This is a genomic window from Streptomyces himastatinicus ATCC 53653 (genome assembly GCF_000158915.1).
Lineage (GTDB): Bacteria > Actinomycetota > Actinomycetes > Streptomycetales > Streptomycetaceae > Streptomyces > Streptomyces himastatinicus.
The window spans coordinates 5,863,835-5,877,256 of the sequence record NZ_GG657754.1 but is presented as its reverse complement, the minus strand read 5'-3'; the positions used below and the strand labels follow the sequence as shown (position 1 = coordinate 5,877,256).

The 13,422-nt window shown below is 70.6% G+C and carries 12 protein-coding genes and 1 pseudogene; 6 read left to right on the top strand and 7 right to left on the bottom strand.

What is annotated here, in order from left to right; all coding sequences use genetic code 11:
• The 3 genes and pseudogenes from SSOG_RS47665 to SSOG_RS24985 all read right to left on the bottom strand — a co-directional run.
• Positions 1-1,022: pseudogene (locus SSOG_RS47665) on the bottom strand (acyclic terpene utilization AtuA family protein); the annotation flags it as partial.
• A 5-nt stretch (positions 1,023-1,027) separates the two neighbouring features.
• On the bottom strand, positions 1,028-1,822 hold the full coding sequence (locus SSOG_RS24990; RefSeq protein ID WP_009717033.1) for a TIGR03084 family metal-binding protein: 795 nt from the start codon (positions 1,820-1,822) through the stop codon (positions 1,028-1,030).
• A gap of 110 nt (positions 1,823-1,932) precedes the next feature.
• Complete coding sequence (locus tag SSOG_RS24985) at positions 1,933-2,295, bottom strand: hypothetical protein (protein WP_009717032.1); 363 nt, start codon at positions 2,293-2,295, stop codon at positions 1,933-1,935.
• 168 nt (positions 2,296-2,463) lie between these two features.
• On the opposite strand from SSOG_RS24985, the gene SSOG_RS24980 reads away from it, so the two are divergent.
• From SSOG_RS24980 to SSOG_RS24970, 3 genes are all read left to right on the top strand, one after another.
• A complete protein-coding gene (locus tag SSOG_RS24980) occupies positions 2,464-3,654 on the top strand; it encodes a helix-turn-helix domain-containing protein (protein WP_009717031.1) in 1,191 nt (396 codons plus the stop codon).
• A gap of 193 nt (positions 3,655-3,847) precedes the next feature.
• Positions 3,848-4,132 (top strand): hypothetical protein, encoded by a 285-nt coding sequence (locus SSOG_RS24975; RefSeq protein WP_009717030.1) that lies wholly within the window; start codon positions 3,848-3,850, stop codon positions 4,130-4,132.
• Between the two features lie 139 nt (positions 4,133-4,271).
• Positions 4,272-4,889: a hypothetical protein gene (locus tag SSOG_RS24970; protein ID WP_009717029.1), complete on the top strand. Its 618-nt coding sequence runs from the start codon at positions 4,272-4,274 to the stop codon at positions 4,887-4,889.
• 219 nt (positions 4,890-5,108) lie between these two features.
• On the opposite strand, the gene SSOG_RS24965 is transcribed toward SSOG_RS24970, so the two are convergent.
• The 3 genes from SSOG_RS24965 to SSOG_RS24960 form a co-directional block, all read right to left on the bottom strand.
• A complete protein-coding gene (locus tag SSOG_RS24965) occupies positions 5,109-5,843 on the bottom strand; it encodes a hypothetical protein (protein WP_009717028.1) in 735 nt (244 codons plus the stop codon).
• Between the two features lie 28 nt (positions 5,844-5,871).
• Positions 5,872-6,042 (bottom strand): hypothetical protein, encoded by a 171-nt coding sequence (locus SSOG_RS52545; protein ID WP_009717027.1) that lies wholly within the window; start codon positions 6,040-6,042, stop codon positions 5,872-5,874.
• A gap of 119 nt (positions 6,043-6,161) precedes the next feature.
• A complete protein-coding gene (locus tag SSOG_RS24960) occupies positions 6,162-8,987 on the bottom strand; it encodes an FAD-binding and (Fe-S)-binding domain-containing protein (protein ID WP_039941660.1) in 2,826 nt (941 codons plus the stop codon).
• 200 nt (positions 8,988-9,187) lie between these two features.
• On the opposite strand from SSOG_RS24960, the gene serC reads away from it, so the two are divergent.
• The gene (gene serC / locus SSOG_RS24955) at positions 9,188-10,306 is read left to right on the top strand and encodes a phosphoserine transaminase (protein WP_009717025.1); all 1,119 of its coding nucleotides are present in this window, start codon (positions 9,188-9,190) and stop codon (positions 10,304-10,306) included.
• A gap of 56 nt (positions 10,307-10,362) precedes the next feature.
• Here the strand turns inward: serC and SSOG_RS24950 are convergent, their stop codons facing one another.
• Positions 10,363-11,400 (bottom strand): SdiA-regulated/phytase-like domain-containing protein, encoded by a 1,038-nt coding sequence (locus SSOG_RS24950; protein ID WP_009717024.1) that lies wholly within the window; start codon positions 11,398-11,400, stop codon positions 10,363-10,365.
• 261 nt (positions 11,401-11,661) lie between these two features.
• Between SSOG_RS24950 and SSOG_RS24945 the strand changes: the two genes are divergently transcribed.
• Positions 11,662-12,213, top strand: a complete 552-nt coding sequence (locus SSOG_RS24945) for a Trp biosynthesis-associated membrane protein (protein WP_009717023.1) — start codon at positions 11,662-11,664, stop codon at positions 12,211-12,213.
• A gap of 154 nt (positions 12,214-12,367) precedes the next feature.
• Positions 12,368-13,369: an aldo/keto reductase gene (locus SSOG_RS24940; protein WP_009717022.1), complete on the top strand. Its 1,002-nt coding sequence runs from the start codon at positions 12,368-12,370 to the stop codon at positions 13,367-13,369.
• Positions 13,370-13,422: the final 53 nt, after the last annotated feature.

Here is a 13,422-nt window from a genome sequence, read left to right as displayed (position 1 = left end):
CCAGCGTCCAGCGGACCTCGGCGGGGCGGCGCTTGGCGAGCGCCGCCTCCATCTGGTCGCGTACGAGGGCGGCCTTGGCGTCGACGTCGAGGCCGGTGAGCACGAACACCACCTCGTTGCGGTGTCCGCCGAGCCGGGTCAGCCCGGTCTTCAGGGTGGGCGGCGGCGCCTCGCCCCGTACGCCGTGGATCCGCACCCGGTCGGGGCCGTCCTGGGTGAGCCGTACGGAGTCCAGCCGGGCCGTCACGTCCGGTCCGGCGTAGCGGGCGCCCGCCGTCTCGTACAGCAGCTGGGCCGTGACGGTGCCGACGGTGACGGCACCGCCGGTGCCGGGATGCTTGGTGATGACGGCCGACCCGTCCGGGTGGATCTCGGCGAGCGGGAAGCCGGGGTGCCGTAGGTCGTCGATCTCCGTGAAGAACGCGTAGTTCCCGCCGGTCGCCTGCGTCCCGCACTCCAGCACATGCCCGGCGATCACGGCCCCGGCCAACGCGTCCCAGTCGTCCGCCGCCCACCCGAAGTGCGCGGCGGCGGGCCCGGTGACGAGCGCGGCATCGGTGACCCGCCCGGTGACCACGACGTCCGCCCCGCCGCGTAGACACGCGGCGATCCCGCCGCCCCCGAGGTACGCGTTGGCGCTGACCACCCCTCGCCCCCAGTCCCGCGCCCCGAGCAGATCGTCCCCCTCCACATGCGCGACCCGGCACCCGATCCCGAGCCGGTCGGCGAGGTCGCGGATGGCCCCGCGCAAGCCCGGCCGGATTCAGCCCACCCGCGTTGGCGACGATCCGCACCCCTCGCTCGACGGCGAGCCCAAGGGTGTCCTCCAGCTGCCGGAGGAAGGTGGTGGCGTAACCACGGGAGGGATCCTTGGCCCGGTCCCGCCCGAGGATCAGCATGGTCAACTCGGCGAGATAATCCCCGGTCAACACGTCGACCGGCCCGTCGGTCAGCATCTCGCGCAGCGCGTCGAAGCGGTCCCCGTAGAACCCGGAGGCATTGCCGATGCGGAGGGGTTCCATCGTGGTCACGCCGCACCTCCGCCCGGCCGCCGTCCTCGCCCTGGCGGGCCCGCGAAGGCCTGGGCGATGTCCAGCCAGTGGTCCGCGTCGGGGCCCTCCGCCCGTACGGCCAGGTCGTCGCGGTGGGCGCGTTGCGTGGCCAGGAGGCAGAAGTCGAGCGCGGGGCCCGTGACGCGCTGGGACGCGTTCTCGGGGCCGTACGTCCACAACTCACCACCCGGTGCGGTGAGTTCGACGCGGAACTCCTCGGCGGGCGGCTCCAGGCCGCGCGCCGCGTACGCGTAACCCCGGGCCCGTACGCCGATGCGGGCCACGTGCCGCAGCCGGGCGGTGGGGGTGCGGCGGGCACCCAGCGCGTCGGCCACGTCCTGGCCGTGCGCCCAGGTCTCCATCAGCCGCGCCGTCACCATCGACATGACGCTCATCGGCGGCCCGTACCACGGCAGCCGGGCCCCGGGCGGCTGCGCGGCGAGCACCCGCGTCAGCCGCTCCCGCCCCTCCCGCCACCGCTCCAGCAGCGCGGCGGGCGGATCGGCCGCGCCGCGCTCCGCACCCTCGTCCACGAACCGCTCCGGTGCGGCAAAGGCCTTCCGCACCTCGTCGGCGAACCCCTCGGGATCCTCGGCCGCCTGCACCGCCCGCGCGTCGGTCCAGGCGAGGTGGGCGACCTGGTGCGCGATGGTCCACCCGACCGCCGGTGTCGCCGTACGCCATTCCTCGGCGGGCAGCCCGGCGACCAGACCGTCCAACTCCTCGCTCTCGGCGTGCAGATCGCCGAGCAGAGCTTCCGTATCGGACACGCGGGACTCCCGGTCGTGATGCGGCGGTGCGGAGCGTCGGGAGTGAGCGTGGCAGCGCGACAGGAAACAATCAAGCGTGCTTGCATGATTTTTGACGGACCGGGGGCTTTTCAGAAGCGAGCCTCGTGGATGAGCCGCCCGGACGCGAAGACAGCGCCCTCGGGCCGCCAGCCGGTGCAGTAGTCAGGGGCATCGGCGAAGCGCAGGGCCAGTTCCCGGACGGGCTCGCAGGGCCACGCGGGGACGTCGATGCGGCCGTAGTCCAGAAAGAGCGTGTACGGCGGAATCCGCGAGCACGCGGTGCAGCCGGTGAAGCACATCCCCCGCGTCTCCGCGCGCCCGCCGCCCCCTTCGAAATACGCGGCATGCATCCGCCGTGGTTCATGCGCGACCAGGCGCGCGAGGCCGTCCTCGTCCACCCGCGTCAGCAGGAAGTCGAGCAGCTCCTCGACGAAGCGGTCATAGCGGGGCACCCCGTGAGCCTGCCACGGCGCGCCCCGGTCCGACGATCCCTTTCGGGATCTCCGTCCGGGACGACGTCCGCACGACCGGTTGTGCGGCACCCACGGTGACTGGCCGACACTTCGCCGCGTTTGACCAGGGGTACACGTCACCGTGTCAAGGCAAGAAGGGAGTTGAGGATGGCCGACAACGGCCCGGGCCACATCGGAGAGCGGCTACGCGACATCCGGAAGCGTCGACGGCTGACGCAGCACGGCTTGTCGGAAGCCTCTGGAGTCTCCATCTCCTGGATCAGGAAACTGGAACAGGGCGAACAGCAGGACACGCGCCTCGAAACGGCTCGGAAGCTCGCCGCGGCGCTGGGAGTGTCCACCACGCGGCTCATCGCCGGACGTCGCGAAGACGAGGCCGACGAAGCCACGATCGAACGCTGGGAACCGGTACGCCACGCACTGACCGCTCCGGTATCCGATCGCGGTGCCGACGAGGCCCCCACCGTGGAGGGGACCAGCGCGGCGCTCACGGCCGCACTCCCTCTCTTCTCCGGCGACCGGTTCACCGACCTGCGTCCCGTCCTCCCGGCGCTCCTGCGCGACGCTGACGCACTTGCCCGTCTCAATCCACGCGGTCGGCATCTGCGGGGGCGGTTACTACAGCTCACCGGATCGCTCATGGTGCAGACGCGCCAGTTCGACGCCGCCGAGAAGGCCCTCGACCGGGCTGTGGAGGATGCCGCGGACCGCCTCGACGGTGCCGCCATCGCGACCACGCGCTGCTGGCTGTTGCTGCGTCGAGGCCAACTCGCTCAGGCTCGCGCCGTGGCGGAGCGCGAGGCGGACGACGTGGAGCCGCGCCTGTCCCGCGCCACGCCCGCTGAGCTGAGCGCTTGGGGGTGGCTGCTCCTGCGCGCGTCCGCCGCCGCGGTGCGGGACAACGAGTCCGACATCGCTACGGACGCCCTGCGACTCGCTCACTCGGCCGCCGTCGCCATGGGCCGCGAGTTCGCCCCCAACGGGGACTTCCTCCGAGCGTTCGGCCCTGTCACCGTCGCCCTCAAGCGGGCGGAGAACGCGATGGTCGCGGAGGAGCCCGATCGCGTCCTGAGCCTGGCAGCACGCATCCCCGCCGGCGGCCTCCGTCCGACGTCGAACAACCGAAACCGCCATCTGCTGGACGTGGCCAGGGCTCACGTGATGAAGCGGCGGCACGCCGACGCCTTCGGGGTGCTGCAAGGCGTCTGGGCCGATGCCCCCGAATGGCTGCCCAACCAGCACTACGCGCGGGACATCCTCGGCGACATCATCGCCAAGCGGAGGACCATGACGCGCGAGATGCAGAGCATGGCGGACGCGCTCGGGGTACCGCTGTGACGCTCGGTGGTACTTCCGCGAACCCGCAGGCCAAAATGCCATTGATCGGCTACTCAGAGCGAACCTAGCGTCACGTCACGGGACCGAACTTCATCGAAGGAGCCGTGACGTGTTCACCAAGTCACCTGGAACCCCGGCGGGAACTGCCCTGCGCCTGCTGCCGTGATCCAGCCCGGACGGCAAGCCGTGCTATCTGGCACCGGGCGACGGCAATAGCCCTCTGAGCCGACGGGCCGACGAAGTCGAGGCCCTACAGCTGAGCATGGGGGCTCAGCTCCTCGCCCATGCGTGCGCCTTACTCGACGACCGAAAGGCGAGCGCCGGGGAACTCCGCTTCCTCGCCACCCGGCTCACCGAGGCGCTACGCGATGCCCTACGAGTCGCCGAGAGCCGGGGCGAGCGCCTGCCCTCGTACGACGACGGCGACACCGATGCAGATGGCCACCCTGAGCCCACGGAGGCGGCGGAGTCGTCGTGAGTGCCCACACCCGCGTTAGCCGGAAGTTAGCGGGGCGGGATTCCTGTTAGCGGGGCGGCAGTTCTGCGGTAGCGGGCCCGACCAGAGTGGTTGTCGTACCGAGGAGACCACGACACCGACTGCCACGGGGGGACCCCAAATGAGCTCCAACACCACCGTCCGCACCGCTCGCCGCCGCACCCTGCGCGTTGCCGCCGCGACCCTGATCGCCGCCGCCGGCCTCAGCCTGACCGCCTGCTCGGGCTCGGACACCGCTGGCCCGAAGCCCGCGGCCGCCGCCTCGTCCGCCTCCGCCGGGGCGCAGGGTTCCGACGCCAAGGTCGACACCAAGGCAGGCAAGGCGACGTCGCCGTCCCGCACCCAGAAGCTGGTGGACGGCAGCACGGCCGAGATCTACGAGCTCGGCGAACAGCACTACCGCCTCAAGATCGTCAACGATGGCGCCGAACTGGCCACGATGGAGGCGAAGGAGGGCGACGCCGGGCTCGACGCCAACGGCATGTACGTCGTGCTCACGGCGGGCGGCGAGGTCCGCTCCTGGATGGGCGGCGAACACCAGGGACCGGGCACCTTCAAGCTCGCCACCGGTTGGACGGCCAAGGTCACGAAGGTCGGCGAACTCCACTACCGTGCGGAGATCTTCGGCCACGAGGGCAAGGTCGCCACGATCGAGGCCAACGAGAAGGACGCCGGTCTCGACGCCAACGGCAGCTCCATCGTGCTCAGCTCCGGCGGCGTGATCAGCTCCCACAAGTGAACCTCTGTCCCCGCTGCGGGCGGTGGAGCTGTCTCGGGGCGGCTCCACCGCCGCAGGTGCTCCCTACTTGCTCAGATAGAAAAGCAACCGTTCCGCCAGGAGTTCGGCGTTCGGCTCCGTGTTGCGTACCGGAGGGCAGCAGCTGGTCCTCCGCGCAGGCGGCCGAGACGTCGCAGTTCGACTGGAGCGGGAGCGCGATGCGGCAGCAGCCGAACGGAGTCAGCACCAAGTGGTCAGGTCGAATACGGCCTGGCAGCGGTTATCGGAAACCGGTCGATGGAATCGTTCGAGGTCGTGGGACGATGCCAGCGCCGGGAAGATCATGTCGGCGGTCCCACCGCGTGAGTCGACCTCCCCCGCATCGTCGCGCATACAGAAGTCGAGCCCCCAGACATCGCCGGTTTCTGTCCATCTGACGTAGTACCGGGCGTACCGCTCGTCGACGAGCATGAAGCCGAGGAGGCGCCATTCCACCTCACCTGCTCCCTCTTCCGCGTCTTCAGAAAAGGGCGCCGGGTCGTTCTCCGAACCGAGGGAAAGCAGCGGTAGGTATAGAGCATCCGCCAAGGTGAGGGGCGGGGCATCGACGGTATTGAGGAAGTGACGCCGGGCGTCGAGTACAGGCACCGGGAATACTTCGTCGGGGAAGGGCGGGCCGAGAGCCTCGCGCTGATTGATGCACGCGCGTAGTGCGGCGATGAAATTATCGTGGGGGATTTCCTCGCCGTCTTCGTCGAGGAGCGGGATCTCCAGGGCGTACGTGGAGCCAAGGTCCTGGCCGTCCCACAAGACAACTCTCGGGCCGCGATCCTTTTCTGTCGGTGGGAGCAGCCCCCGCAACACATGCGAACCCGGCGTCAAAGGGGAGGCCACGAACTCTCGCAGCCTCCCCAGCAGGCTCCCCAGGAGAACGTCGCGCGGGGTTCGGTCGGCGGTGGGGTCGTCCTCAACCACGGTGATCGGTTCTTCCTGGGAGTGCGAGTCAGACAGTGTTCACGACGTCAGGGCAACGGTTGACGCCCTGGCAGAAGGCGGTGATCGTACCGACCTTGCCCCTGTGTCCCGGCAGCTTGTAACGGTGGTCCTTGGTCTGCCAGTACCACCACGAAATCACCCTGATCTTGGCAACCGTGTGTCCGTCCTTGAGCACCACGGCACCGAACTCCTGAACGTCCAGGGTGGGGGTGCCGTCCGCGCGGCGTCCGCTGCCCAGCGCCCGGCGGTCGATCGAAGGGACGGCAGGACGAGCGCCGCAGCGCGCGGGCTCGTGGGTCAGGACAGCCGTTCCGCCAGGAGTTCGGCCAGGTGGCGGGACGGGCGGTCGGTGAGGTGGTCGAGTTGGGTGCGGCAGGAGAAGCCGTCGGCCAGGACTTCGGCGTTCTCGTCCGCGGCGCGTACGGACGGCAGCAGCTGGTCTTCGGCGCAGGCCACCGAGACGTCGTAATGGCCCGCTTCGAAGCCGAAGTTGCCCGCCAGGCCGCAGCAGCCGCCGCTCAGCTCGCCGGTGAGGCCCGCGCGTTCGCGGAGGCGGCGGTCGGCGGCGTCACCGAGGACGGCGTGCTGGTGGCAGTGGGTCTGGCCGACGACCGGGCGGTCGACCTTCGGGGGCTCCCAGTCCGGGGCGTGGGTCTCCAGGGCCTGGGCGAAGGTCTGCACGGACGAGGCCAGGCGGGCGGCTCGGGGGTCGTCGGAGCCCAGGAGTTCGGGGAGGTCGGTGCGGAGGGCGGCCGTGCAGCTGGGTTCGAGGCCGACGACGGGCAGCCCGGCGTCCAGGGCCGGGGCCATGACGTCGAGGGTGCGCCGCATGACCGTACGGGCGCGGTCCAGCTGGCCCGTGGAGACCCAGGTCAGGCCGCAGCAGACGGGTTTGGGGGGCACCACGACGCGTAGGCCCGCCGATTCGAGTACGCGCACCGCGGCCTGGCCCACCGAGGGCGAGAGGTAGTTGGTGAAGGTGTCGGGCCACAGGACGACCGTCCGGGCCGCCTCCCGGGGCACCGTACGGACGTGGCCGCGCCACCACCGCGTGAAGGGTTCGCGGGCCAGTTCGGGGATGTCCCGTTCGGGGGCGATACCGCCCATCCGCTTCGCCAGGGTGGAGAGGAAGCCGACACCGGAGGCCGCGTTGGCCACGGGGGCTGCCCGTAGGGAAGCAGCGGCGCGGAGCCATACCGGGAGCCAGCCCATCGAGTAGTGCCCCGCCGGGCGCACCCGGCCCTCGTAGTGGTGGTGCAGGAACTCGGCCTTGTACGTGGCCATGTCCACCCCCACCGGGCAGTCGCTGCGGCAGCCCTTGCAGGACAGGCACAGGTCGAGCGCGTCCCGTACCTCCTCCGAGCGCCAGCCGTCCTGCACCACCTCACCCGCGAGCATCTCGTGCAGCAGCCGGGCGCGGCCGCGGGTGGAGTGCTGTTCCTCGCCGGTGGCGCGGTACGAGGGGCACATGACGGAAGCCCCGGACACCGACTCGTTGCGGCACTTGGCGACGCCGACGCAGCGGCGCACCGCGGCCGAGAAGTCGCCGCCGTCGTGCGGGTAGCCGAACTCGACGTCGACGGGGCGCCGCGGGAGGACATCGAAGCGGAGGTCCTGGTCGAGGCGGCGGGGGCGGGCGAGGACGCCGGGGTTGAGGCCGTTTGCCGGGTCCCACAGGTCCTTGAAGCGGTGGAAGAGCCCGACCATCTCGTCCCCGTACATGCGGGGCAGCAGCTCGGCGCGGGCCAGGCCGTCGCCGTGTTCGCCGGAGAGCGAGCCGCCGTGGGTGACGACGAGGTCGGCGAGGTCGGTGGAGAAGTCGCGGAAGACCCGCACCCCGGCCTCGCGCATCAGGTCGAAGTCGATGCGGACGTGGATGCAGCCGTCGCCGAAGTGCCCGTACGGGGTGCCGCGCAGCCCGTGCTGGGCCATCAGTGCGCGGAAGTCGCGGAGGTAGGCGCCGAGGCGGGCGGGCGGCACCGCGCAGTCCTCCCAGCCGGGCCATGCCTCACTGCCGTCCGGCATCCGGGTGGCGGTGCCGGAGGCGTCCTCGCGGACCCGCCACAGCGCGCGCTGCCCGGCGGGGTCGGCGACCACGGTGTGGTCGGTGGTGGCGTGCGCGGCGGCGCGCGCTATCTCCTCCGCGCGGGCGTACGCCTCCTCGCGCCCGCTGCCGCCGACCTCCACGAACAGCCAGGCGCCGCCCTTGGGCAGCCCCGACGCGCCCGCGACCAGGTCGGCGGCCATGCCCTCGACGGTGAGCGGCCCGTACGGCAGCAGGGTGTGGGCGGCCTCGGCCGCCGCGGACTCGTCGGGGTAGCCGAGCACGGCGAGCGCGCGGGCGGCGGGCGCCTCGACGAGCCGTACGGTCGCCTCGGTGAGCACGCCGAGCGTGCCCTCGCTGCCGGTGAGGGCGCGGGCCACGTCGGCGTTCTTCTCGGGCAGCAGCTCGTCCAGGGCGTAACCGGAGATGCGGCGAGGCAGCTCGGGGAAGCCGGTGCGCAGCAGCGCCAGATGGTCACCGGCGAGGGAGCGCATACCGTCGCGGAGCCGGGCGGGGAGCGCGTCGAGCCCCTGGGCGGCGCGGACCCGCTCACCGCCGTACGTCAGGACGTCCAGCGCGTGGACGTTGTCGGCGGTGGTGCCCCAGGCCACCGAGTGGGAGCCGCACGAGTTGTTGCCGATCATGCCGCCGAGGGTGCAGCGGCTGTGGGTGGACGGGTCGGGGCCGAACGTCAGACCGTGCGCGCCCGCGGCGGTCCGCAGCTCGTCGAGAATGACGCCGGGCTGGACGACGGCGGTGCGCTGCTCCGGGTCCAACGACCGGATGGACCGCATGTGGCGGGTGAAGTCGAGGACGACGCCGAGCCCGGTGGCCTGCCCCGCGATGGACGTACCGGCGCCGCGCGCCACCACCGGCACCCCGTGCTCCCGGCAGACGGCCAGCGCCGCCGCCACGTCGTCCGCGTCGCGCGGGGCGACGACACCGGTCGGCACGCGCCGGTAGTTCGACGCGTCCATGGTCATCAGGGCCCGGCTCGCCGCGTCGAAGGAGACGTCCCCACGGACGGCTCCGCGCAGCGCCTGCTCCAGTTCGTCTGCCTCTGCCTCGTGCTCTGCCATGTCCCCATGGTCCACGGGGAGGGCCTCGATGAGAACGTTCACACTGTGCTTCAACGACGTGATCATGGATCACTGTGGACGGGGCCCGCCGGTGCCGCGGTGTCAACATGACCGTGCTCACTGTCCCCGTCCGTGGACGGATCGTCTCAGCGAATGGACCCTCCGCTGAATGCCGGGTTCCGACGGATTAGGCTTCGGTCGTGGCTGAGATCCGGATTCCCGAAGACATCAAGCCCGCCGACGGTCGCTTCGGCGCAGGCCCCTCCAAGGTGCGCACCGAGGCGCTCAGCGCCCTCGCGGCGACCGGCAGCTCCCTGCTGGGCACCTCCCACCGGCAGGCCCCGGTCAAGAACCTGGTCGGCAAGGTGCGCGACGGCGTGCGCGAACTGTTCCAGCTCCCCGAGGGCTACGAGGTCGTCCTCGGCAACGGCGGCTCCACCGCCTTCTGGGACGTGGCGACCCACGGCCTGATCGACAACAAGTCCCAGCACCTGACCTTCGGCGAGTTCTCGTCGAAGTTCGCGAAGGCGGCCAAGCTCGCGCCGTGGCTGGACGAGCCGACCGTCATCTCCTCCGACCCCGGCACCCACCCGGAGCCGCGGGCCGAGGCGGGTGCGGACGTCTACGCCCTGACCCACAACGAGACCTCGACCGGTGTCGCGATGCCCATCCAGCGGGTGGCCGGGGCCGACGACGGTTCGCTGGTGCTCGTCGACGCGACCTCCGGCGCGGGCGGTCTGCCCGTGGACATCGCCGAGACGGACGTCTACTACTTCGCGCCGCAGAAGTCCTTCGCCTCGGACGGCGGGCTGTGGATCGGCATCTTCTCCCCCGCAGCCCTGGAGCGCGCCGCCCGGATCCACGGGTCCGGCCGCCACGTCCCGGAGTTCTTCTCGCTGCCGACCGCGATCGACAACTCGCTGAAGAACCAGACGTACAACACCCCGGGGCTCGCGACCCTCTTCCTGCTCAACGACCAGCTGGAGTGGATCAACGGACAGGGCGGCCTGGACTGGGCCGTGCGGCGCACCGCCACCTCCTCGCGCACCCTGTACGGCTGGGCCGAGGAGTCCAAGGTCGCCACCCCGTTCGTCACCGACCCGGCCAAGCGGTCGCAGGTCATCGGGACGATCGACTTCGACGAGGCGATCGACGCCGCCGCGATCGCCAAGGTGCTGCGCGCCAACGGCATCGTGGACACCGACCCGTACCGGAAGCTGGGCCGCAACCAGCTGCGGGTGGCGATGTTCCCGGCCGTGGACCCGGCCGACGTCGAGGCGCTGACCGCCTGCGTGGACTACGTGATCGAGCACCTGTGAGGCTTGGGTAGCTGAGCGGGCCCGGGGCGTTCGCCCCGGGCCCTCTTTCGTTTCGGCTACTGCGGGCGGCGGCGGACCAGCCGCTTCAGCCCCAGGAACAGCACCATCGCGGCGCCGAAGGTGAGCCCGGCCTTCAGCACGGTGCGGGTTCTTCTCGTCCTCGTCGGATCTTTGCTTGCCGTCGGAGCGCGAGAGTAATCACCGTCCTTTTTTATGATTCTTCGCGGTCGCGGTCCGGGCAGCAGCTCCCCCGCCGAAGGTCGACCGGCGGTGACCTTGCTGCCCGAGGACCTCGGTGCCGTAACATGAAGCGTGCCGCCTTCCGGGGTGAAGGTCACCGACTCGCCCTGGCGCTGGATCGGCAGGCCCGGCTGATCCTTCAGCTCCTTCAGGTCCTGCGGCCTGCCGTTCGTCCAGCGGTACTCGGAGGCCGCGAAGTAGCCGCGGAGCACCAGGCGGCTTCCGTCCGGGGCGAACGCGCCGTCGGTGACCTCCATGTCGAGGTCGGCGACCCGGCGGAAGACATTGGTGCCCTGGGCGGAGAGCGTGGCGGGCGCCTCGTACAGCCCGGGGTCGTCGTCGCTCTTGCTGGCGATGTAGACCCGCCCGGTCTTCGGGTGGACCATCATCGCCTCGGCGTTCCGCGCCCCGCCCTCGTACTTCACGGTGAACTGGGTGGCGGTGACCGTGGTGTTCTTCAGGACCTTGGGCTCGGGGAAGCGGTAGATCCATACGTGGGGCCAGGTACCCCCGAGGTTGTCGCCGATGTCGCCGACGTACACATTGCCGTCGGGGCCTATCGAGATCGCCTCCACGTCCCGGGGGCGGCCTATGCCGCGCAGTTCGACCCGGGCGACCGTCTTTCCGGTCTTGCTGTCGACGGCGTAGACGTACGCCCCGTCCGAGCTGTCGTTGTGCGTCCAGTAGACCCCGGGATGGGCCCGGCTCGCGGCGAGCCCGCTGGACTCGGTGATGCGGGGGTCCTCGATCGTGAACGAGGACGGGGACGAGTCGTCGGCCGCCGCTGGAGCGGGGAGCGCGACGGGCAGGGTCGCCAACACGGCGGCACCGAGGACGTACGGAAGCGGACGCATGGGCCCAAGCCTGCCATCCCGGCGGGGCACGGACAGCGCGTTACGGCCGCGCAGGGGCGCGTTGCCGCGGCCGGACAGGCCCCTTCTGAATTACGGAAGAATAACGTACGTAAATCATTCGTGGCGACCGAGCCGCTTAAATAACCCGCAGATTATTTGAATCCATCCTGGGATTACGTGCGCCGGAAATTTATCGGGCATTGACGGCATAGCGGGCGGGGGCATTGCTTTCCAGAATGGCCGCCTCTACCGTCTCTACCCATGAGCGAATACAGCCATTCCTCTTATGCGCAAACAGCGCCACCGCCGATGCATTCCGCCGGCACCCCGGGCGGAGGCACGGCGGCCGCACCGCCGAAGAAGTTCGCGGTGCTCGGGGCCGTCGGTGCGGTCATCGCACTGGCCGGCTCCTGTGTGAACTGGGTGGTGTCCACCTCGGACAGCGCCGACGGGGGCGTCAAGGGCATCGACGGCGACGGCATCATCACGCTGATCATCGCCCTGGTCGGAGCGGTGCTCATGCTCGCCGCCCTGGCCACCAAGAAGGGGGTGCTCTACCTGATCGGCGCGGCCACCGGGCTCGCCACCGCGATCGTCCTCGCCATCAACATGGCGTCCCCCGAGCGTCTGCTCGCCCAGAAGCTCCAGGATGAGGAAGGTGTGTCCGCGAAGGTCGCCGAAAAGGCGGCCGAGCAGGCAGCGAAGCTGTACGACCTCACTCCAGGCCCCGGAATCTACATCGCCCTGATCGGTGCGCTGATGATTCTTGTCTTCGGTGTCCTCGGATTCCTGAAGACTCGCTCCGGACGCTGAGCACAACCCGCATTCCGGAGATTCCGGTAGCCCGCTTTTTGACCGCGACGGGGGGCCAAAAAGCGGGCCTCCGGGTTTTCCGGAAACAAGGGGACCGCAGCGGGGCCACCCGAGGCCCTTGATTAGAGCGCACTCCAAGGGATTGGCTGGTCCCATGGAGTACACGCAGCTCGGACGCACCGGCCTCAAGGTCAGCCGACTGGTCCTCGGCACCATGAACTTCGGCCCGCAGACGGATGAGGCCGACAGTCACTCGATCATGGATGCCGCGCTCGACGCGGGCATCAACTTCTTCGACACCGCCAATGTGTACGGCTGGGGCGAGAACAAGGGCCGCACCGAGGAGATCGTCGGGAGCTGGTTCGGCAAGGGCGGCGGACGGCGCGAGAAGACCGTCATCGCCACCAAGGTGTACGGCAACATGGCCGCCGACGGCGAGCGGCCCTGGCCCAACACCGACAAGCTCTCGGCGCTCAACATCCGCCGGGCCGTGGACGCGAGCCTGAAGCGGCTGGGCACCGACTACATCGACCTCTACCAGTTCCACCACGTCGACCGCGCGACCCCGTGGGACGAGATCTGGCAGGCCATCGACGTCCTCGTCCAGCAGGGCAAGATCCTGTACGTCGGGTCCTCCAACCACGCGGGCTGGCACATCGCCCAGGCCAACGAGACGGCCCGGCGCCGGAATTCGTACGGCCTGGTCAGCGAGCAGTGCCTGTACAACCTGGCCGAGCGGCGCGCCGAGATGGACGTCATCCCGGCCGCGCAGGAGTACGGCCTCGGCATCATCCCCTGGTCCCCGCTGCACGGCGGGCTGCTCGGCGGCGCGATCCGCAAGGAGCGGGAAGGCGGCGCCGGTGCCCGCACCGCGGGCGGGCGGGCCGCCGACGCGCTGAAGAACACGGCGGTGCGCGAGCAGATCCAGGCGTACGAGGACCTGCTCGACAAGCACGGTCTCGAGCCCGGCGAGGTGGCCCTGGCCTGGCTGCTGACCCGGCCCGGGGTCACCGGGCCCATCGTGGGTCCGCGGACGGCCGAGCAGCTGGCCTCGGCGGTGCGGGCGGCCGAGCTGACGCTGAGCGACGAGGTGCTGGGCGCGCTGGACGAGATCTTCCCGGGCCCGGGGCCGACGCCGGAGGCGTTCGCCTGGTAGCCCTGCCCTTCCTGGCAGGACCGGCAGTACGGAGGGGGTGTGACCGTGTGCGG

What these genes read in the sequence shown, in the direction of transcription:
- SSOG_RS24980 (WP_009717031.1), top strand. Translation starts at nt 2,464, where the DNA reads ATGGCCGACAACGGCCCGGGCCACATCGGAGAGCGGCTACGCGACATC.
- SSOG_RS24970 (WP_009717029.1), top strand. Translation starts at nt 4,272, where the DNA reads ATGAGCTCCAACACCACCGTCCGCACCGCTCGCCGCCGCACCCTGCGC.
- SSOG_RS24960 (WP_039941660.1), bottom strand. Translation starts at nt 8,987, where the DNA reads ATGGCAGAGCACGAGGCAGAGGCAGACGAACTGGAGCAGGCGCTGCGC.
- SSOG_RS24950 (WP_009717024.1), bottom strand. Translation starts at nt 11,400, where the DNA reads ATGCGTCCGCTTCCGTACGTCCTCGGTGCCGCCGTGTTGGCGACCCTG.
- SSOG_RS24945 (WP_009717023.1), top strand. Translation starts at nt 11,662, where the DNA reads ATGAGCGAATACAGCCATTCCTCTTATGCGCAAACAGCGCCACCGCCG.
- SSOG_RS24940 (WP_009717022.1), top strand. Translation starts at nt 12,368, where the DNA reads ATGGAGTACACGCAGCTCGGACGCACCGGCCTCAAGGTCAGCCGACTG.